Annotated in this window: 21 protein-coding genes and 1 pseudogene; 8 read left to right on the top strand and 14 right to left on the bottom strand. The window is 69.7% G+C overall.

Annotated features, from left to right (window positions below):
- Positions 1-42 precede the first annotated feature (42 nt).
- Both MST3598_RS14600 and MST3598_RS14605 read right to left on the bottom strand, forming a co-directional pair.
- Entirely contained in the window at positions 43-513 is a 471-nt protein-coding gene (locus MST3598_RS14600; protein ID WP_029259990.1) for a hypothetical protein, read from the bottom strand.
- On the bottom strand, positions 510-1,724 hold the full coding sequence (locus tag MST3598_RS14605) for a cation:proton antiporter (RefSeq protein WP_029259989.1): 1,215 nt from the start codon (positions 1,722-1,724) through the stop codon (positions 510-512). The genes MST3598_RS14600 and MST3598_RS14605 overlap by 4 nt, the downstream gene beginning before the upstream one ends.
- A 116-nt stretch (positions 1,725-1,840) precedes the next feature.
- On the opposite strand from MST3598_RS14605, the gene purU reads away from it, so the two are divergent.
- The gene (gene purU, locus MST3598_RS14610) at positions 1,841-2,692 is read left to right on the top strand and encodes a formyltetrahydrofolate deformylase (RefSeq protein WP_021201197.1); all 852 of its coding nucleotides are present in this window, start codon (positions 1,841-1,843) and stop codon (positions 2,690-2,692) included.
- Between the two features lie 126 nt (positions 2,693-2,818).
- On the opposite strand, the gene MST3598_RS14615 is transcribed toward purU, so the two are convergent.
- A complete protein-coding gene (locus MST3598_RS14615; RefSeq protein WP_029259988.1) occupies positions 2,819-3,865 on the bottom strand; it encodes an NAD(P)H-dependent flavin oxidoreductase in 1,047 nt (348 codons plus the stop codon).
- A gap of 152 nt (positions 3,866-4,017) precedes the next feature.
- Here MST3598_RS14615 and MST3598_RS14620 point away from each other — a divergent pair, with 152 nt between their 5' ends.
- Together MST3598_RS14620 and MST3598_RS14625 are read left to right on the top strand one after the other, a co-directional pair.
- Positions 4,018-4,290, top strand: a complete 273-nt coding sequence (locus MST3598_RS14620) for a DUF6412 domain-containing protein (RefSeq protein ID WP_029259987.1) — start codon at positions 4,018-4,020, stop codon at positions 4,288-4,290.
- A gap of 66 nt (positions 4,291-4,356) precedes the next feature.
- Positions 4,357-5,135, top strand: a pseudogene (locus tag MST3598_RS14625) (YidC/Oxa1 family membrane protein insertase).
- On the opposite strand, the gene MST3598_RS14630 reads toward MST3598_RS14625, so the two are convergent.
- From MST3598_RS14630 to MST3598_RS14640, 3 genes are all read right to left on the bottom strand, one after another.
- Positions 5,107-6,024: an EamA family transporter gene (locus MST3598_RS14630; RefSeq protein ID WP_029259985.1), complete on the bottom strand. Its 918-nt coding sequence runs from the start codon at positions 6,022-6,024 to the stop codon at positions 5,107-5,109. The pseudogene MST3598_RS14625 and the gene MST3598_RS14630 overlap by 29 nt on opposite strands.
- Before the next feature lie 50 nt (positions 6,025-6,074).
- Positions 6,075-6,959, bottom strand: a complete 885-nt coding sequence (locus MST3598_RS14635; protein WP_029259984.1) for an SDR family oxidoreductase — start codon at positions 6,957-6,959, stop codon at positions 6,075-6,077.
- A 202-nt stretch (positions 6,960-7,161) separates the two neighbouring features.
- Positions 7,162-7,509, bottom strand: coding sequence for a DUF7882 family protein (locus MST3598_RS14640; protein WP_021201203.1), 348 nt, complete (start codon positions 7,507-7,509; stop codon positions 7,162-7,164).
- Between the two features lie 191 nt (positions 7,510-7,700).
- Here MST3598_RS14640 and MST3598_RS14645 point away from each other — a divergent pair, with 191 nt between their 5' ends.
- From MST3598_RS14645 to MST3598_RS14655, 3 genes are read left to right on the top strand one after another with little or no spacing between them, the layout of a single operon-like run.
- Positions 7,701-8,180 (top strand): hypothetical protein, encoded by a 480-nt coding sequence (locus MST3598_RS14645; RefSeq protein ID WP_021201204.1) that lies wholly within the window; start codon positions 7,701-7,703, stop codon positions 8,178-8,180.
- Positions 8,177-8,590 carry a CBS domain-containing protein gene (locus tag MST3598_RS14650; RefSeq protein WP_021201205.1) on the top strand — a complete coding sequence of 138 codons (414 nt, stop codon included), beginning with the start codon at positions 8,177-8,179 and terminating at the stop codon, positions 8,588-8,590. Before MST3598_RS14645 ends, MST3598_RS14650 begins: the two co-directional genes overlap by 4 nt.
- Positions 8,587-9,180: a CinA family protein gene (locus tag MST3598_RS14655; protein ID WP_231494480.1), complete on the top strand. Its 594-nt coding sequence runs from the start codon at positions 8,587-8,589 to the stop codon at positions 9,178-9,180. The genes MST3598_RS14650 and MST3598_RS14655 overlap by 4 nt, the downstream gene beginning before the upstream one ends.
- A 17-nt stretch (positions 9,181-9,197) precedes the next feature.
- Here MST3598_RS14655 and MST3598_RS14660 read toward each other — a convergent pair whose 3' ends face one another.
- The 6 genes from MST3598_RS14660 to MST3598_RS14685 form a co-directional block, all read right to left on the bottom strand.
- A complete protein-coding gene (locus tag MST3598_RS14660) occupies positions 9,198-10,286 on the bottom strand; it encodes an alcohol dehydrogenase catalytic domain-containing protein (protein WP_029259982.1) in 1,089 nt (362 codons plus the stop codon).
- A gap of 10 nt (positions 10,287-10,296) precedes the next feature.
- Positions 10,297-11,004: a phosphonatase-like hydrolase gene (locus MST3598_RS14665; protein WP_021201208.1), complete on the bottom strand. Its 708-nt coding sequence runs from the start codon at positions 11,002-11,004 to the stop codon at positions 10,297-10,299.
- On the bottom strand, positions 11,001-12,140 hold the full coding sequence (locus MST3598_RS14670) for a TIGR03364 family FAD-dependent oxidoreductase (protein WP_029259980.1): 1,140 nt from the start codon (positions 12,138-12,140) through the stop codon (positions 11,001-11,003). The genes MST3598_RS14665 and MST3598_RS14670 overlap by 4 nt, the downstream gene beginning before the upstream one ends.
- On the bottom strand, positions 12,137-13,894 hold the full coding sequence (gene phnE / locus MST3598_RS14675) for a phosphonate ABC transporter, permease protein PhnE (protein ID WP_029259979.1): 1,758 nt from the start codon (positions 13,892-13,894) through the stop codon (positions 12,137-12,139). The genes MST3598_RS14670 and phnE overlap by 4 nt, the downstream gene beginning before the upstream one ends.
- Positions 13,891-14,721, bottom strand: a complete 831-nt coding sequence (gene phnC / locus MST3598_RS14680) for a phosphonate ABC transporter ATP-binding protein (protein ID WP_029259978.1) — start codon at positions 14,719-14,721, stop codon at positions 13,891-13,893. The genes phnE and phnC overlap by 4 nt, the downstream gene beginning before the upstream one ends.
- A gap of 108 nt (positions 14,722-14,829) precedes the next feature.
- Positions 14,830-15,759 carry a phosphate/phosphite/phosphonate ABC transporter substrate-binding protein gene (locus MST3598_RS14685; RefSeq protein WP_029259977.1) on the bottom strand — a complete coding sequence of 310 codons (930 nt, stop codon included), beginning with the start codon at positions 15,757-15,759 and terminating at the stop codon, positions 14,830-14,832.
- Positions 15,760-15,928: 169 nt separating this feature from the next.
- Here MST3598_RS14685 and MST3598_RS14690 point away from each other — a divergent pair, with 169 nt between their 5' ends.
- Entirely contained in the window at positions 15,929-16,672 is a 744-nt protein-coding gene (locus tag MST3598_RS14690) for a GntR family transcriptional regulator (RefSeq protein WP_029259976.1), read from the top strand.
- Positions 16,673-16,926: 254 nt separating this feature from the next.
- On the opposite strand, the gene MST3598_RS14695 is transcribed toward MST3598_RS14690, so the two are convergent.
- The gene (locus MST3598_RS14695; protein WP_021201214.1) at positions 16,927-18,069 is read right to left on the bottom strand and encodes a sensor histidine kinase; all 1,143 of its coding nucleotides are present in this window, start codon (positions 18,067-18,069) and stop codon (positions 16,927-16,929) included.
- Between the two features lie 227 nt (positions 18,070-18,296).
- Here MST3598_RS14695 and MST3598_RS14700 point away from each other — a divergent pair, with 227 nt between their 5' ends.
- On the top strand, positions 18,297-18,953 hold the full coding sequence (locus MST3598_RS14700; RefSeq protein ID WP_021201215.1) for a response regulator: 657 nt from the start codon (positions 18,297-18,299) through the stop codon (positions 18,951-18,953).
- Here the strand turns inward: MST3598_RS14700 and MST3598_RS14705 are convergent, their stop codons facing one another.
- Positions 18,954-19,817: an EamA family transporter gene (locus MST3598_RS14705; RefSeq protein WP_029259975.1), complete on the bottom strand. Its 864-nt coding sequence runs from the start codon at positions 19,815-19,817 to the stop codon at positions 18,954-18,956.
- Positions 19,818-20,008: the final 191 nt, after the last annotated feature.

A 20,008-nucleotide genomic window follows, 5' to 3' on the forward strand; every position in this document is an offset into this window, starting at 1 on the left:
TCGGTCCGCCGGAGTCGCTTCGCCGGAGTCGCTTCGCCGGCGTCAGCTCGACGCGGAGTCGCGCAGCAGCGCCACGCGCTCGCGCAGGTATGCCTCCAGCGGCATGAATCCACCGGCGGTGCTCCACAGCACGGAGGGGACCGCATCGATGAGGGCGAGCGGACCCGAGGAACCGCCGGCATCCACCGCATCGACGTCGATCACGCTCCACCCCACGTGCACCACGTCGCCCTCGTCGAAGCCGCCGCGCAGGGCCTCGGCACGGCGCTCGGCGCGCTCCCTCGCCGACTCGGCCGTGTAGCCGCGGCGACCGGGGTCGGCGGCGCGCAACACTTCATTCGTGGCCAGCGCATGCGTATCGGTCAGCAGCAGCACGCCCAGGTGCCAGGCCGCGCCGACCCGCACGATGCGACGCCCGCGCCACCGGGAGTCGCGCTGCTCGCCGAGGCCCTCCTTCGGAGCGTCCTTCAGGTCCTTCACGGCCTGGGTCAGGAGGGCGGATGCGGTGGTCACAGTTCTCCCTGCGTGGATTCGGCGGCGTGCGTCGGCCCGACGACCTCGGCGCGATCGCCGCGGAGCGTCATGCCGATGAGCGGATACAGCAGCACCGACAGCATGCCGGCCCCGACCAGCGCCGCGGCCGTGCCGGTGTCGAGCATCTTCTGGTCGACACCGATGGCCGTCACCGCGACGATGATCGGCAGGCCGGTCGCGGCGAGGAGCCCGAGGGCCGCCCGATCGCGCACGCTCGCACCGTGCGGAACAGAGAGCTGCGCCGCCGATCCACGGATCACCAGCAGGGCGACCAGGAAGATCGGCACCATTGCGAGCGCGGACGACGAGGTGAGCAGCGCCTGCAGGTCGAAGGTGACGCCGGTGTAGAGGAAGAAGATCGGCACGAGGAAACCGAAGGCGATCGCCTCGATCTTGCTCTCGACCTCTTCCGCGTCCTTCTTCGGGGCGCGCGCCATGATGATGCGCCAGATCGCACCTGCCACGAAGGCGCCGAGCAGCATGTCGAGGTCGAGCATGACGCTGAGGCCGACGAGCGCGGCGATGAGGAGGATCACGAAGCGTACGCCGAACTGGTCGGAGGTGTGCAGCGTGGCGCGCACGATGCGGTGCAGCCGTCCATGCGGCACACGATTGGCGAGAAGCACGGCGAGACCGGCGAGCACGACGAAGGTCAAGAGGATCACGGTGGCGATCGGCGTCGTCCGCGTGCTCAGGAAGATCGAGATCGCGATGAGCGGCAGGAACTCGCCGACCGCGCCGATCGCGCTGATCGCACGGCCGAAGGGGGTGTCGAGCTCGCGGGCATCGCGCAGGATGGGCATCAGCGTGCCCAACGCGGTCGAGCTCAGCGCGATGCCGATCACCACCATGCCCTCCCCCGGCGCGAAGAAGAACCCCAGCCCGATGCCCAGCAGGACGCTGAGCAGCCACCCGAGCGATGCGCGCGCCAGCGGCTTGCCCGCGACCATCTTGAAGTCGATCTCGGTTCCGGCGACGAAGAACAGCAGCGCCAGGCCGAAGTCGCTGAGCTTCTCGAGCAGCGGTCCCGGCTCGACCCAGCCGAGCACGGCCGGGCCGACGAGGATGCCGAGCACGAGCTCGAACACGACGATGGGCACCCGCACCACGGGTCGCACACCACGCGCGAGCAACGGCGCGGCGACCGCCAGCAGGGGGATCAGCACCAGACCGAGGTCGCTCGCTTCCATGCTCTCAGGGTAGGTGAGCCCGCCGCCTCGCGGGTGACGCGCTGCGGGTGATCTTTCGCGATTCGCCCGCTCGGCGCATCCACGGCAGAATCGATGCACACCCTCGAGGAGCCCCCATGTCTCAGCCCGATACCGCCCGCCTGCTCATCGCCTGCGACGACCAGCCCGGCATCGTCGCCGCCGTGGCCGGCGTGCTCGCGCAGCACGGGGCGAACATCATCTCGCTCGATCAGCACTCGACCGACTCCGAGGGGGGCCGCTTCTTCCAGCGCACGGTCATCCACCTCGACGGGCTGGCGGCCGCGCGTCCCGCACTGGAGGCCGACATCGCGGTCGTCGCCGAGCGCTTCCGCATGGAGTGGTCGCTGCATGACGTGGCCCGTCGCAAGCGCGTCGCGATCTTCGTCTCGAAGTACGATCACTGCCTGATGGAGCTGCTCTGGCGCACCCAGCGGGGACAGCTCGACATCGACATCACGATGGTCGTCTCCAACCACCCCGACCTGGCGGAGGCCGTCCGCTCGTTCGGGGTGCCGTTCGTGCACATCCCCTCCGGCGACAAGTCCGCGATGGAGGAGCGACAGCTCGAACTGCTGCGTGGCAACGTCGACCTGGTCGTGCTCGCCCGCTACATGCAGATCCTCACCGACGACTTCATCACCCGTCTCGAAGCCCCGGTGATCAACATCCATCACTCGTTCCTGCCCGCGTTCATCGGGGCGAACCCGTATGCGCGCGCCAAGGATCGCGGCGTCAAGCTCATCGGCGCGACCGCGCACTACGCGACCGCCGACCTCGACGAGGGACCGATCATCGAGCAGGATGTCACGCGCGTGACCCACTCCGAGTCGGCGGCCGAGCTGCAGAGCCGCGGTGCCGACGTCGAGCGCCTGGTGCTCGCCCGCGCCGTGCAGTGGCACGCCGAGGACCGCGTGATCGTGCACGGAAAGTCCACCGTCATCCTCTAGAGCAGCGTCTGGCTCGTGGAGCAGCGTCTGGCTCGCGAGGGTTCCGGTCGCACTTCCTGTCGCTCCGAGGCCGTCAGCGCGGCAGGAACTGCGACCGGAACGCCGCAGAGCGAGCGTCAGCGAGCGTCAAGGAGCCCCCGGAACCCCCGCGAGCAGTTCGGCGAACACGTCCGCGGCGACGCCATGGCGCACGAGCGGCGCGGCCTGCCCCATCCACAGCGACTGCAACGCGCCCAGGTTCTGCTCGCCGGCCGCCGTGCGAAAACGTCCGGTGAGCCAGTTCTGCATCGGGAACGGCGCGATCGTGCCGCTCGCCTCGATCGCCCGCACCACGCGGTTGCGCGCACCCCGGGCGAGGCGTCCGCTCATCGCGCGCGTGAGCACGGTCTCGTCGGCGGCGGTCGAGCGGATCGCGTCACGGTGCGCCTGGTTCGCCGCCGACTCCGCCGTCGCGAGGAAGGCCGTACCGACCTGCACACCGGTGGCGCCCAGAGCGAACGCCGCGGCCGCACCGCGCCGGTCGGCGATGCCTCCCGCGGCGATCACGGGCACGTCGACCGCATCGACGACCTGCGGGATCAGGGCGAACGTCCCGACGAGCGACTCCTCGGCAGGGCGCAGGAACGACACCCGATGACCGGCGGCCTCCGCGCCGGTGGCGACCACGGCATCCACTCCTGCTGCGGCGAGCGCGACCGCCTCCGCCACCGTTGTCGCCGTGCCGACGATCCGGACGCCGCGACGTCGGGCCTCCTCCACCAGCGCGTCGGAGGGCACCCCGAACACCACGCTCAGCACCGCGGGGTCGATCTCCCAGATGGCGTCGAGCTGCTCATCGAGGGAGGGCGTATAGCGCTCGGGTCTTCCGGGAACCTCGACCCCCACGGCTTCGTAGAAGGGCTCAAGTGCCTGCGCGAACACCGTGTGCTGCGGGTTCGGTTCGACCTCATCGCCTCTGGGCAGCCAGATGTTCACCGCGAACAGTCGATCGGTCAGGGAACGCAGCTCGGCCCCGGTCGCGCGGATGCGATCGCCGTCGTAGCCGTACAAGCCGAACGATCCCAGTCCGCCCGCATCGCTCACGGCCGCGGTGAGCGCCGTCGAGGAGAGCCCGCCGAAGGGGCCGAGGATGATCGGATGATCGATGCCGAGCAGGGCGCGCAGGTCACTCATGCTTCGACGTTACGCCCGCGGCGCAGGTATCGTCTCCGTTCGGATCGCGCGAACGGTTGCATTCGAGCCGCCGATGCGACGCTTCGCGCGATTCGAAGCCGGGGCGAAGCGCAGACCCCGGTGATACCCTCGTCGCAGGGAGGAGCGCGCACATGAGCGAGTGGTTCGGGCAGATGCTGAGCTTCGTCGCGACCGCGCTCGGTCTCGTCTCGATGCCCGACGCGGCGGCTCTCGGCCTCGCGATCGCGCTGCTCGCCGTGACCGCCCTCACGCTCGCCATCGTGCTGAGCGTGCGCCCCGGGGCCACAGCCGACGCCCCGCATCCGCTGCGGGCCATCGACGTCGGCACCCTCCTCACGCAGAGCGATCCCGATGCCGCGGGGCATCCGCGCCCTCGGGCGCCGGGAGTCGCGACCGCCGCGTAGTCCGTTCACACGACGGGACCACGCGGCTTTCGCCGACCCTTCCCGACGCCACGAACGGACACCCGCATGGACATCTTCGCCTTCCCCCCTCTCGCCGCCCTCCTCGACGCCGCCTATGGCGCCCTGACCGGGCTCTCCGACCTCCTCACCCCCCTCGCCGGTGCCTCGGCGGCCGCCCTCGCGGTGGTCCTCGTCACTCTGCTGGTGCGGGCGCTGCTCATTCCCGTCGGCATCTCCCAGGCCAAGGCCGAGCAGACCAGGGCGCGCCTCGCCCCGAAGCTGCGTGAGCTGCAGCGCCGCCACAAGAAGAACCCGAGCGCTTGCAGAAGGAGACGCTGGCGCTGTACAAGGCCGAGAACACGTCGCCGTTCGCCGGGATGCTTCCCGTGCTGGCACAGGCCCCGGTCGTCGGCATCCTCTACACGCTGTTCCTCCGACCGGAGATCGCGGGGCACCCGAACGAACTGCTCGCACACGACCTGTTCGGTGCGCCGCTCGGGACGAGCCTGGTGTCGGCGCTCTTCGGCGGCACGGCGACCCCTGCCACGTTCCTCGTCTTCGGCGCGCTGCTGGCGGTGATGATCGTCGTCGCCGAGATCACCCGTCGCGTCTTCCGTCCGGCACCGGTGGAGGGCGACGATTCTCCGCTGAACTCCCCCGCCATGCTGCGCGTCGTCTCGGCGATGCACTACCTCACCGCCGTCTTCGCCGCGTTCGTCCCGCTCGCTGCCGCGCTGTATCTCACGGTCACCGTGGTGTGGACGCTCGTGCAGCGTGTCATCCTGCGGCGGCGGTTCCCGCTGCCGACGCCCGCGGTCAGTCGGGCAGCGGTATCGGCGCGGTGAAGGGGCCGGAGGGGCCGCCGTCGCGACGGTCCCTCCGTACGCCGAGCGTGGTGCCGACGCTCGCGGCGATCACGAGCCCGACGGCGAGCATCCGCAGCGGTGTCGCGTCCTGCCCGAGGATGAGCCACCCGGCGAGGGTCGCGAACGCGGGTTCGAGGCTCAGCAGCACCCCGAACACCCGCTGCGGCAGACGGCGCAACGCCGCGAGTTCGAAGCTGTAGGGGATCACCGACGACAGCACCGCGGTGATCGCCGCGAGCAGCAGGAGCTGCGGGTCCATCGCGACCGTCGATGCGGCGGGGATACCGACCGGGATGAGGAGCACGGCCGCGACCACGAGGCCCATCGCCAGTCCGCTGCTCCCGGGGATCAGCGCGCCGACACGGGCGCTCATCCGGATGTACATCACCCAGAAGCCGGCGGCGATGAGGATGAACACGACCCCGAGCGGATCGAGCGGCTCGGCGCCGATCATGCCGTCGATGCCCAGGACGACCATGCCGAGCAGGGCGACCCCGACCCAGGCGAAGTCCGCGAGCTTGCGGGTGAGCACGGCGGCGAGCACGAGCGGACCGAGGAACTCGATCGCGACGGCGGGGCCCAGCGGGATGCGATCGATCGCGGCGTAGAAGAAGCCGTTCATCGCGGCGAGCGAGACACCGAAGAGCACCGCGGCGAGCCACTGCGGGCGGGTCCACTTCCGCGGTCGCGGGCGCACGATGACGACGAGCAGGATCGCGGCGATCGCGACGCGCAGCGAGGTCACGCCCCACGGCCCGAGCACGGGGAAGAGCTGGGCCGCGACCGCGGCCCCGAAAGGGAGCGAGAGGCAGGAGCCGATGACGAGCGCGACCCCCACGAGGGGACTGGACGCGGCGGGCTTCTGCACCAGACAAGCTTAGGCGGCGGCCCCCGGCCGGACCGCCGCCTCGACGCAGATCAGAGAGCCTTGCCGCCCGTGACCGCGATGACCGATCCGGAGGTGTACGACGACTCGGACGATGCCAGGTACACGTACGCCCCGGCCAGTTCTGCCGGCTGTCCCGCCCGGCCCAGCGGGGTGTCGTCTCCGAAGGTCGCCAGCCGCTCGGCGTCCCACCCGGTCGCCGGGATCAGCGGCGTCCAGATCGGCCCGGGCGCGACGGCGTTGACCCGGATGCCCCTGGTTCCTGCCTCCTCCGCGAGCGCCTTCACGAACGCCACCTGCGCCGCCTTCGTCATGGCGTAGTCGATCAATCCCGGCGACGGGTTGTAGGCCTGGACGGACGCGGTCACGATGATGCTCGCTCCAGGCTCGAGCCGGGGGTAGGCCGCCCGTGCCGAGAACAGCATTCCCGCGAGGTTGGTGTCGAACACCCGGCGCATCCGCTCCGTCTCCAGGTTCTCGAAGCCGTCGATGTCGTGCTGGTAGCCGGCATTGAGCACGAGCACATCGAGTCCGCCGAGCGCACTCCGCGTCCCCGCCACGATCTCGGTCGCGAACGCCTCGTCCCGCAGGTCACCGGCGAAGCCCACTCCGGTGCGTCCCGCCTCGCGGACCAGGGCGAGGGTGTCCTCCGCGTCGTCCTGCTCCTCGGGCATGTGCGCGATCGCGATGTCCGCACCCTCGCGTGCGAAGGCGATCGCCACGGCCCGCCCGATGCCCGAGTCTCCGCCGGTGATGAGGGCGCGGCGTCCGTCCAGGCGGCCGTGGCCGACGTAGGTCCGCTCGCCGTGGTCCGGTTCGGGCCTGGTCTCCTCGGTCAGTCCCGGCTGGTCCTGGTGCTGTGCGGGGAAACCCTCCTCGCGGTGCGCGTGCCGTGGGTCGGTGGTGTCGTCGGTCATGGCCGATCCTCCTCGTCTCGTCGGACGTGTCGTCGTCGGAGCAACCCTCCCCGATCGTCCCGTCCTTCGTCAGGGGGTTGACAGATCTCGCCGTTCGCCAGGGTGCCGTCGATGTCCGGGGCGCAACGCCGAGACCCACCGACGGATGCTCCGCGCCGGTGGGTCTCGATGAGGTGCGTGGGCTCGAGGAGAGCCCCGGAGGTCAGAGCGGGGGCGTGACCGGAACCTCTCCGGCACCGGGCTCGTCGCCGGCCTCAGCCGGTTCGGGAACCAGGTACAGACCGCTCGGAGCGTTCGCCGTGAACGCCAGCGCCTCGATCCACGCGCGGTTGATCGAAGGCTGACGGCTGCCGAAGTACTTGAAGACGAGCGAGCTCCCGGGCTGGATCCAGACGGTCGTGCGCCCGCCGCCCACGCTCGCATCTTCGCGCCAGCTGAACGGGAACGGCTCGCCGCGCCGCAGCTTCGCGGTGATGACGAGTTGCAGGTGGGTGAGGGCGCGGTCCTCGATCTCGGTCTTCACGCCGCCTTCGTAGACGAACTTTCCCATTGGTGGTGCTCCTTGGTCGCTGCCTGGCCGAGACGACGGCTTCGATCCATTGTCGCGCACTCCTCCGCCGGATGCCGCCCTCACGGGCAGGTGTGCCCGATGCCGACTCGATACACCGAAGTCAACCCCCTCGGCGAGACATCGACCGGAGCCTAGCCTCGGGGTCACTCGAACTCGAGAAGGGCAATGCCATGAACGACCGACACATCGACGACCGTCCCGACGAGGGCTACACGCCGACGACCACCCACGCCCAGTGGGGCGCGGGAAACCCGCGGCTGCGCATCACGCGGGACGACGAACGCACCGAATTCGCCCTGGAAGACGACGTGGTGCGCATCGGCTCGGCCGACGGCAACGAGCTGCGCCTCGCCGACACCGACCCCGTGCATGCCACGATCACGCACGACGACCGCGACGAGTATGTGTTGACCATGCACGGCGAGGGCGAGACGAACGCGAGCCTGGGTGTGGACGCGACCCATGTCGATGAGGACTCCGAGACACTGCGCACGGGAGCGCACTTCACGGCCGGTCCGTGGACTCTCGTGTTCGCGCGGGATGAGTTCGCCGATCACGGTCGCCCGTACGGAGGCCGCGCGGGCGGCGAATACTCCGACCAGCCGCTCCAGCCTCCTCGCCCCGACTATGACGAGAGCGAAGAGCGATGACCACCACCCGCGATCTGATGACGCCGAGTCCGCGGTGCATCGGGGTGAACGATTCGCTGCGCATCGCCGCGTCCGTCATGGCGGATCTGGATGTCGGCGCCCTGCCGATCTGCGGCGAGGACAGCAAGCTGAAGGGCATGCTCACCGACCGCGACATCGTCGTCGGAGCGATCGCCCTCGGGATGGACCCGGAGACGACGCCGGCGTCCGCACTCGCGAAGGGCAGGCCCGTCACTGTCGACGCCGACGACGACATCCGTGTGGCCCTCGATCGGATGCAGGAGAACCAGGTGCGACGCCTGCCGGTGATCGCCGATCGGCGGCTGGTCGGGATCGTCAGTCAGGCGGACATCGCCCGTTCGCTCTCCGCGGCGACGACCGGCAAGACGGTGGAGAGCATCTCACGGTGACCCTGCACGACGACCCCACAGCCGATCCGGACACCGAGACGGACGACGCGAACGACACCGAGACAGACGGCGCGAGCGGCGGCCCCGGCATGCGCAGCCACATCGCGCGACTGAGTGAGCTGGCCGCCGAGCGACCGCTGCGGGTCGGGGTGGCGGAGTCGCTCACCGCCGGCCTGCTCGCGCACACCATCGGCTCCGGCGACGCGGCCTCGGACTGGTTCGCCGGCGGCGTCGTCGCCTACCGGACCGACGTCAAGGAGCGGGTGCTCGGGCTGACACCGGGGACCGATCCCTGCTCCGCCTCGTGCGCAGAACAGCTCGCCGCGGGGGCACGGCGCCTCTTCGACGCCGACATCGCCGTGTCGACCACGGGCGTCGGAGGCCCCGAGCCGCAGGGGGGTCACCCCGCGGGGACGGTCTACCTGGGCTGGGCCACCGCTGACGATACGGGTCATCGGAGGCTCGCTCTGGTCGGCGACCCGGAAGAGGTCCTGGCCGCGACCGTCACCGCCGCCGTTCGCCTGCTCGCCTTCCATTCCGAGGGGCTCCGCCCGCTCGGGCCCCTGCGCGGTCAGGACGCCGACGAGTAGCGTCGGCGATCCGGGCGTCACTGCCCCGGGATGAGCCCGATCCGCAGGGGCGCGCCCGGGCCGGCGGCTGCCGCCAGAGCCGCGTCGATCTCGAACAGCCCGCGCACCGCGCCGACCGCATCCGCGAACGGGTAGGCCCGCCCCCGTCCGGCGAGGAAGGCCACGGCATCGGCCAGCTCGGCACCGGTGTAGTTGTGGACACCGGCGACCGTGACCAGCCGTCGCACGATGCTCTCGGCATCGAACGGCACCGGGTCGGCGGGGAACACGCTCCCGACGAGCACGACCGTTCCCCCGACCGCGACACCCGCGAGTGCCTCGGCCACAGCATGCCCCGAGGCCTCGATCACCACGTCGGGTTCACGGGCGAGACCCGTCGCGCCGAAGCGTGCGGCGAGCGCACGTCGATCCGGATTGGGGTCGAGCACCTCGACGGTCGCGCCCTGCTCGGCTGCGATGGCCGCAGCCGACAGCCCGACAAGTCCGGCCCCGTGAATCCGCACGGCGGCCCCGTCCAGGTCGCGGTCCTTGGCGGCCCTCGCCACCGCCGCCCAGGCGGTCGCCGTGGCGCACGACGCGGGGGCGAGCACCGAGGCGGGGAGCGCCTCCGGCACGCGCACGATGGCCGTCCCCTCCCGCAGCTGCACATGACTCGCGAAGGCTCCGGTGAGATCGCCGTGCGCGCCGACGCGGTCGTGTCCGTACTTCCCCAGGTCGCGGCATTTCTGCGGCATGCCCTGCAGGCAGCGGTCGCAGCACCCGCACGACACCGTGACCGACCAGACCACCCGGTCGCCGATCCGCAGCGGAGTGCCGTCGACGGTGAGCGCTCCGGCGTCGCCGGTCGCGATCACCCGCCCGACGCTCTCGTGTCCGAGCACGAGCGGCGTCGGCGCGGATCGACGGCCCTGCACGGTGTGCACATCGGAACCGCAGATCGTCGACATCTCGACCGCCACGAGCACGTCGCCGTCGGCGAGCGCGACCCCGGGCACGGCGATCGTCTCGTGCGGATGGCCCTCGCCGATCCAGACCATCGCGGTCGCCGCCGGGCGCAGGGCGACGTCTCTCCGGTGCCCGGGAGGACGGATCAGCAGCGTTCCCATGTCGGGCCTCTCAGGAGGTGGCGACGAGCGGGAGCAGTTCGCGCTGGACGAGCACGCCGCGCAAGGCGGTCACATCGCTCAGCACGGCATCCGCCCCTGCGGCGCTCAGCGCCGGACGATCGTGTGCACCGGTCAGCACGCCCGCGACGAATCCGGCACCGGCTCGGCGGCCCGACTCGACGTCGCTGACGGTGTCGCCGGCGACAGCGACGGCCTGGACAGAGGCGGTCTGCGTGCGCAGCAGCGCGGTGAGCACCAGGTCCGGGGCGGGACGCCCGCGTCCGGCATCGATCGGCGACAGGACGAGGTCGACGAGATCGCCCCAGCCCAGACCGTCGATCAGGGCGTCGCGGGTCACCGGGGCGAAGCCGGTGGTGAGCACGACCGTCAACCCGGCATCCTTCAGCCCCTGGATCGCGTCGGCGGCGCCAGGGACCTCGGAGACTCCCTGCTCGGAGACGATCTCGGCGTACGCGCCCTCGAACGCGGCGGTCGCCCGTGCGGCCGACTCGGCGTCGCCACCGGAGAGGTGCGTGAAGACATCGATCTTCGACTGCCCCATCGTCACACGCACGTAGTCGAGCGCCTCGTCCCACGGCATCCGGTCCGCGACGCCCGTGCGCTCGGCGGCGCGCTGGAACGCCTGTTCCACGACGCCGTCGTCGAGCACCGTGGTTCCCGCCATGTCGAGGACGACGAGTTCGAGAGGAGTGGTCATGATGTTCCTTCCATTGCTGCCGCCCACCCGAAGGCGGCGGTGAGATTCTCTTCGGCGAGCCCCAGCCCTGTGGTCATCCCGATGCCGGTCGTGGCGGCGAGCACCAGCACACCGTCGTCGGTCCGGTCGATCAGGAACTCCTGCCGCCCCTTCGCGTATACGCCCTGCCACCGCTCGATCACGCGGGGCGCCGGCGCATCGAACAGCGTTTCCGCCTCGCTGAGGAAGGCGGTGAAGGCGGCCTCGGGCTGGAACGGCGCCGGGGCCACGGCGGTGGAGTGCGAGTCGCCGATGATGAGCGTGCCGTCGGGGAGCTGCGTGTACATCTGGTTGAGGTCGATCGCGGCGAGGTCGGGCCGCTCGGTGTGCAGTCGCTCCCGCAGCACGGCGGCCTCGAGTCCGTCGGAGAACCGACCGTAGCGGACGAGCGACCAGCCGGTGAGCAGCGGCGCCGCCAGCGGATGCCGGAACGACACGGCCGCCCGCATCATGTCCAGGGCGCAGCGGACCACCCCGTGCCGTTCGGCGACCTCGGGGAGCAGCTGATCGATGTCGTGGTTCACGGCGACGACGACGCTCCCGCAGGCGATCGGACCGCGGGTGGTCTCGACACGTCCGTCTCCGACCGCGGTGACGGCGGTACGGAAGCGGAACTCGACACCCAGACGAGCCAGGTGACGCACGATGGCATCCGCCGCGGTGCGCGGATCCGTCTGCAGGTCGGTCTCGATGTGCGCGCCGCCGATGAGTCCCTCGGCACGGAGCGGGGCGAGACGCAGGAGCTCCGTGGAATCCAGCATCCGGATCCCGCCCTCGCGGGAGGCGGCCTCCAGCACGGCGAGCTCATCGTCGTGCCGGGCGGCGACCAGCGTGCCCGACTCGCGCAGCCAGAAGCCCGCATCGTGGGAGAGGCGCAGCCACAGGTCGCGCGAGATGTCGGCGTACCGCCGGGCCTCCCCGCCCTGAGCCCCGATGCAGAGGTGCCCGAAGTTGCGGATCGTGGCGCCGACCGGTGCCTCGGTGCGGTCGACCACGATCACGCGCAGACCGCGCCGGACCGCTGCGTAGGCCGCACCGAGACCGACGATCCCGGAGCCGACGACGACCACGTCCGCCGTGTCGAGAGGACGATTCATCGGAACACCTTCCGCATCCACATCGCGAGCCCTTCGACCACCAGCACGGTGGCGAGGATCATCAGCACGATCGCCGTCACGGTCTCGTAGCGAGAGCCCTGGCTGGCGTTGAGCAGGTAGTAGCCGACGCCGCCGCCGCCGACGATGCCGAGGATCGTCGCCGCGCGGATGTTCGTGTCGAGCATGTAGAAGCTGTGACCGATGAGCGCCTGCATCCCCTGCGGCACAGTGGCCGAGGTGTAGGTCTGCAGTCGTGTCGCCCCCACGGCCCGCAACGCCCGCTCCGGCCCGCGATCGACCTCTTCGAACGAGTCGGCGATGAGCTTGCCGAGCAGCCCGATTCCGCCGATCGCGAGGGCGATGACGCCGGCCTGTGCGCCGAGGCCCGTGATGACCACGAGCACGATCGCGAGGATCAGCTCCGGGATGCCCCGGATGCCGACGAGCAGCAGACGTGCCGTGCCACGGGCACCGGAGCTCGGGGCGACGTTGCGTGCCGCGAGCGAACCCAGCAGCAACGACGGGAGCAGGGTGAGCACGGTGGCCGCGAGGGCGATCGCGACGGTCTCGCGCATCGCCTGGAACATCGCGCTCGCGTCGTAGTTGCCGAACGACGGCGGCCAGAACTTCTCCGCCACCTCTGGCAGCTTGGCCCAGAACGTGATGAGGTCCATCCAGTTGATCTGGCTGACCACGACGCTGCCGATCACCACGAGCACCGCGATGACGCCGGCGATCGTGTGGCGCACGCGCTGCGCGGTCCAGGGCCGCCGCACCGCGGTCTCCGGGCTGGCCGCCCAGGCGGGGCGGGCGTCGGGTGCCGATGCGGCGTTCGCGCCGAGACGCGGATGCAGGATCCTGTCGATCCACGATCGGGTGTGCTTCTGCTCGCCGAGCATCGCGCCGCGGACCATGCTCGAGACGATCTCCATCGCGACGCACAGGATGAAGATCACGAGGGCGATGCCGAGGCCCTTGCCGTAGTTGAGCGACTTGAACGCATACGACATCTCCAGGCCCAGACCGGCGACGCCGACGTAGCCGAGAACCACGCTGCCGCGCAGGTTGATGTCGTTGCGGTGCAGCACGGTGGCCACCCAGCTGGGCAGCACCTGCGGCAGGATGCCCGATGTGAACTCCTGCATCTTCGAGCCGCCCGCCGCACGGATGGCGAGGCGGGGGCCTTCATCGATCTGCTCGATCGCATCGGCGAACATCTTCGAGATCATGCCGATCGAGTGGATGCCGATGGCGAGGATCCCGGGAAGGGTGCCGAGCGAGAACATCAGCACGAACGCCATCGCGAGCACCACGTCGGGAAGCGCACGGGTGAGCACGCCGATGAACCGCGCGGCTGCGCGCCATCCGTTGCCCGGCGTGGTGTTGGCGGCGGCGAGGTAGGCGATCGGCACCGACAGCACGGCGGCGAGCAGCGTGCCCACGAGCACGAGTCCCACGGTGAGGGCGATCAGCCAGGCGAGGTCGCCAGGGGCGGGGAAGGTGAGACCGCCGACGCGTGCCATGAAGTTCTCGGCGTTGCCCCAGCTCTGCACCATCGCCGGGAGGGAGATGTCGACATCGCGGACGGCGAGGATGCCGAGCACCACGAGGGCGACCAGGGTGAGGGATGCCGCGATCCGCTCCGGCGAGATCGGACGCTTCGGGGCACGCTCGGCGACGCTGCGCCCGCCGCCCTGACTCACGGGGCCTCCGCCGCGTGTGGCGGCATCCGTCGCGGAATCGAGGGCCGTCATGATGCGGCCACCTGCGCAGCCGCCTCGACCAGCTCCTCGGCCACGGCACGGATCTCGGCGGTCGTGGTGGCGACGCGGCCGTAGATCTCCATGACCTCGGCCTTGGTGAGACCGTCGGTCGGGGTGTCCAGCACCACTTCGCCGTGGCGCAGACCCACGATGCGGTCGGCCCAGGAGATCGCGAGGTCGACCTGATGCAGGCTGCACACGACCGTGAGTCCCTCGTCGGCGGCGATCTCCCTGATCAGCGCCATGACCTGCTCGCTCGACTCCGGGTCGAGCGAGGCGACCGGCTCGTCGGCGAGCAGGATGTCGGGCTTCTGCATCAGGGCCCTGGCGATGGCCACGCGCTGCTGCTGCCCACCCGAGAGGGTGTCGCTGCGCTGGTAGGCGCGGTCGAGGAGCCCGACGCGGTCGAGGTGCTCGAGCGCGGTGAGCTTTGCCGCCCGCGAGTAGCCCCAGAGACCGAGACGCGGCCCGCGCACACCCGACAGAGAGCCGGTGAGCACGTTCTCGAGCACGGTGAGAGAGGGAACCAGCTCGAACTGCTGGAAGATGAACCCCACACGGCTGCGGAGGTCGCGCAGTGCCCTTCCCTTCAGCGACGGGACCTGGGCGCCCAGCACCTCAACGGAGCCCGCGGTGGGGATCTCGAGGCCGTCGAGGTGGCGCAGCAGGGTCGACTTCCCCGAGCCGGAGAGGCCCAGGAGCACGACGATCTCTCCGCGGGACACCTCGAGCGAGGCATCCTTCAGCGCGGTGGTCGTCCCGAAGGTCTTCGTCACGCCGTCGAGGCGGATGAGGGCGTCGGATGCCGAGGCGGTCATGTCGTAGCTCCTGTGTTGTCGTGAGTCGTGCGGTGGTGCCCTCCGTCTCGTCCGGGGTGAGGCGGACGAGACGGAGGGCGCCGGGTGAGGCGAAAGGTCAGGCCGGGCTCAGGCCTTGCACTGCTCCGCTTCGGTCTCCTTGCAGATGTCGCGGATCAGGTCGTAGTACGCGTCGTCGACCGGCTTCGTGGCGTAGAACACGCTGCGGAAGGCGTCGGTGTCGGCACCGTCGATGCCCGCGGCGATGATGTCGTCGATCGTGATCTCGGCGAGGCCGTCGATGAGCTTCTTCGAGACGTCGTCCGGGAGCGTGGAGGAGTAGACCAGCGGCGCACCGGGCACCATCGTCTCGTCGACGACCTTCACCTTGTCCGACTTCTCGACCTCGGAGTCCTCGGCGAAGCCCGCCTCGCACTCCACACCCTCGCCGACCTTCGTGACGCTGACATCGTGCTTGCCGGCGAACACCGGGGTGATGTCGGTCTTGGGGTCGATGCCGGCCTTGAGCAGGTTGTACGACGGGAACAGGTAGCCCGAGGTCGACGACGGGTCCACGAAGCAGACCTTCTTGCCCTTGAAGTCGTCGATGCTCGTGATGTCGCTGCCGACCGGGACGATCGCCTGCGAGAAGTAGCCCGGCTCCTGGCCCTCTTCGGTCACGATCGAGGAGATCGGGGTGAGCTTGGCACCGTTGTTGGTGGCGGTGACGTAGGTGAATCCGGAGAACGACGCGACGTCGACCTTGCCGGCGACCGCGGCCTCGATGAGTGCGGCGTAGTCGGTCGACTCGTGGTACTCGACCGTCTTGCCGGTGATCTCGGCGATGTAGTCCATGAGCGGCTGGTAGTTCGTCTCGGTGTCGACCGAGTCGGGCACGACGCCGAAGACGAGCGTGTTCTCGTCGACCGCGAATCCGCTGGCGGAGGACGACTCGTCGGCACCGGGTGTGCCGGCTGCGTCGGCCGAGCCGGAACAGGCGGCGAGGCCGAGGGCGAGGAGCGCGACGCCGGCGAGGGCGGGAAGAGCGCGAAGCTTCATGAGGACCTTTCAGGGTGTGAGGGGTGATCCACGGAAGACTCTCTCAGGTGCCACGCCGAGATATGTACCTAACTCGGAAGAGTTCAGGGCTCGTTTACCGAGCATTCGCCTGGATGAACACTCCTCGAACGTGATCGCGCTCACCGAGATGGCGAAGTAATGTACCTATGTGGCCGAAGCTGTGTACACCCAGATCGCGGACGACCTTCGCGCGCAGATCGCGGCGGGCACCCTGCGCCCGGGCGACGACGTCCCGACCGAGGCGGACCTCGCCGAGAAGTGGCGCACATCTCGCGGTCCGATCCGCAACGCCCTGGCCGCTCTGCGCGGCGAAGGCCTGATCGAGACGAGCCGCGGGCGGCCGGCGCGCGTGGTCGCCCGCAAGGCCAATCAGGCCGTCGACGTGTCGGTGCCGTTCACGCGCTGGGCTCGGGAGCTGGGCGTCACCCCGGGGGCACAGACGCAGGAGCTGAGCCTGCGGCGCGCCGGCGATCTGGGAGCAGCACTCGGCGTCGACGCGAGCGACACCATCGTGAGCGTGGTCAGGCTGCGCCTGCTCGACGGCCGGCCGACCATGCTGGAGCGCCTCCACTACACGGAGGTCGCGGGACGACGACTGTTCGAGGTGAACCTCGACGAGGTCTCGATCACGGAGTACCTGGGCTCGGTCGGACACCCGATCGTCACGCTGCAGCACGTCATCGATGCGGTGGCCGCCGACGATCAGGATGCCGCACTGCTGCGCGTGCCCCGTGGCACGCCTATCCTGCGCCTCACACGCACGTCGCGCGATGCGGAGGGGCGGATCTTCGAGGCCTCGGAGGACCGCTACCTGAGCGAGGTCGTGCGCTTCACGGTCGCCGCGTCGGGGATCTCCACCGACGGCCATTTCATGCGTGCCGTCGGCGCCTAGCAGGACGTGCATGAGCACCGGTCGGGAGGCCGGAGAATCGGCCGTTAACGCAGAAGGCGATCGCGAGCGCGCAAGGTGTTTCAGAAGCCAGAAAGACCGCGCCCGCGATCGCAGCGCTGGGGACGCTTTATCTGGGGAGCCTTCAGATTACGGGAGGCTGCAACGCGTTCCACAGGGTCGAACGTCGAGACTTCTCTAGACTTTCGTCTAGGTTCTCGCGGATCGTGGAAGGGGTGCTCACACACTCTAGAGCATCAGACGACCGGAAGTCGGGCCGACACGACCCAGAATCCCTCGACTTCGCCGGCGCTGAACTCGCCGCTCGCGCCCATGACGCGCTCCGCCATCCTTCCCAGGCCGGTGCGACTGGAGGAGAGCTCGCGGCGCGGCGTCGTCGGGAGCGGGCTGCGCAGCGTGAGGTGGGCGACGTCGTCGTCCACGGCGAGGTCGATCTGCACCTCACCGGGTCCTGCGTATTTGAGGATGTTCGTGGCGGACTCGCGCACGATGCGCGCGAGGACGATCTCGACGGCACGCGGGATGCGCTCGTCGCGGGGGTCTCCGTCGCGGGCCACGGAGTGACCCGCGGATTCGAACTCGCTCTGCGCCTCGTCGATCGCCGCTGCGAGGTCGCCCGTCTGCACACTGGACGACTGCGGACCGTCGTCCGCCAATTCGATCACGAAGCGAAGATCGGTCATCGCCTTGCGCGCGGCGACACGGATCGCTTCCTGCGAATCGGTGCTGGTCTCGGGGTCTTCGAGCATCTGCACGTGCAGCGCCACCACCGTGAGGTGGTGCGCGATGCTGTCGTGCAGCTCACCGGCGATCCATCGTCGCTCGGCGAGCACTGCTTGACGTTCTTGTTCCGCGCGCTCCTCGAGTTCGCGTTCGAGGCGACTGCCCCGAGCGAAGGCGAGCCGCAGGGCGAACCCGACAGCTCCGGCCACCGTGGCGAAGATGAGGAACAGACCGACGTTCACATCGGTGTCGGCATCGCCGTTGGCGACGAGTGCTGCAGCGATGAGGAACGCACCGGTGTACGACAGGATCAGGGAGGTCCATCCCAGCCTCATGACCAGCCCGGCCGCGACAGCGGCTGCGGTCAGAACCTGGGACTCGGTTCCCACGAGGAATGATGTCGCGAACACGACGCCGAGGGCGCATGTCGCGATGAGTGGATTCCAGAGATAGAGGGCGAACGCTGCGGTACATGCGACGCTCACCAAAAGTGCGACCGGGTTCACACCCGGCGTGGTGAAAAAACCTATGACGTCCGTGGCGATGGTGATGGAGACGATGACCAGGACGACGATCCGCTCGATCGCGCTGAGCTTCTCGCCCCGACCCAACCGGAACGAATCCGCAGATCGTCGGGTGGACTGGTCGAAGGCCATGGTTCACTATCTCCTATTCGCCAGGTACGCTAGCGGACGAGACCAAAAAACTTGCCAACCTGCTGCCAGAAAGTCATTACGTTCACCTCCATTATGTAGTCGTTCGTCGATGTCTGTATTCATCTTCTCGGCGAACAACGCGGCGCACATCTGTCTCACGTCTAGAGGTTTTTGGCCAAAGGTCTACATGACGTCATCGAAGCGCTCCCGCCGTTAGGCTTCCCCCTATGCAGGAAATCCGTGTCGTGATCGTCGACGATGATCCATTGGTCCGTTCGGCGCTGTCGCACTTCGTGTCGCGTGACCCGGAGATCACCGTGATCGCGCAGGCGGAGGACGGCCTCGAAGCGATCGCCACGGTGGAACGCGAGCAGCCCGATGTGGTGATGATGGACGTGCAGATGCCCGAGATGGACGGCATCGAGGCCACCGGCGTGATCGCCGAGCGCTGGCCGCACGTCCGCGTCCTCGCGGTGACGACGCTCGACGGCAGCGACACGGTGCTTCCGATGCTCAGCGCCGGCGCCTCCGGCTACCTGCTCAAGGACTCCAGCGCCGACGACATCGTCACGGGCGTCCGCGAAGTGCACAGCGGCGCCAGCTCCCTCTCTCCCCGGATCGCCTCGATGCTGATCAAGCACGTCCGCGAATCTACGCCCGTGGCGGCCGACGCCGACGCCCTCGAGCCGCTCACCGAGCGCGAGGTCGAGGTGCTCCACTGCCTCGCCCAGGGCATGTCGAACGCCGAGATCGCCAAGGCGCTGATCGTCTCCGAGGGTACGGTGAAGGCGCATCTCGGCCGCATGATGTCCAAGTGGCACCTGCGCGACCGCGTGCAGATCCTCGTGACGGCCGCGCACGCTGGTCTCGTCAGCTTCCGCTGATCACCACGCGAGCAGGACGATCCCCGCGACGACGACGAGCGACGCCGCGATCCGCCAGGCGGGACGCGACTCCCGCAGCACGAACACCCCGAACAGGCTCACCAGCACCACGCTGACCTCGCGCAGGGGGGCCACCAGCGCGACCGGTGCGATCTGGATCGCGGTCAGCACCAGGATGTACGACAGCGGCGACAGGATGCCGAAGGCCAGGATGCGGCGCCATTGCGTGCGCCCGAGCGCCCACACCGCACCCCAGCGCCGACGCACCGCGATCGAGTAGAACGGCACCTGCAGCAGCGTGGTTCCGACCATGAACGCGACCGGCGAGAGGCCCCAGGTGCGTACCGCGTGCGCGTCCCAGATCGTGTAGACGGCTATCGCGACACCGGTGAGGAGCCCGAAGACGATGCCGGGATCGAGCCGCCGAGAACCCGCCCCTCTCCCCCGGTCGACGAGTCCGATGGCGACGACGCCGACGATCACGGCGGCGACGCCCACGAGCGCGACCGCCGAAGGACGCTCGCCGAGCAGCAGCACGGCCACGATCACCGAGAGGAAGGGGCCCGTGCCCCGCGCCGTCGCGTAGACGGTGGAGAGGTTGCCCTCCCGGTACCCGCGCTGGAGCACCGCCATGTAACCGACGTGCAGCACCGACGAGACGGCGACGCCGAGGGCGAACGACCCCAGGTCGTCGGCCCCGAGACCGCCGGTGAACGGCACCGCGCCGATCCACACGACCGTGCTGCCGACTGATCCCCACCACAGGAACGGCGCTCCGGCCCGGCTGATGCCGTGCGCGATGATGTTCCACCCCGCGTGGGCGATGGCGGCGCCGAAGACCAGGACGAAGGCGAGTGGAGACACGACGAGACCCTTCCGTCCGGCGCGCGGCGCGACGAACAGGGTCCTCCGGGCTTTTGTCCTGTCAGATGACGGCTCTCCTGTGGAGGAGGGCCGTGGCGCCGCTCGGACCAGACGGGCGCGAACCCCGGAACCCTAGGCGCTATCGGGACGAGCCTAACGCGACCGGATGAACGGCGGGGAAACGACGACGC

Origin of the sequence: Microbacterium sp. TPU 3598 (genome assembly GCF_002356155.1) — a bacterium.
GTDB classification, from domain to species: Bacteria; Actinomycetota; Actinomycetes; order Actinomycetales; family Microbacteriaceae; genus Microbacterium; species Microbacterium maritypicum_A.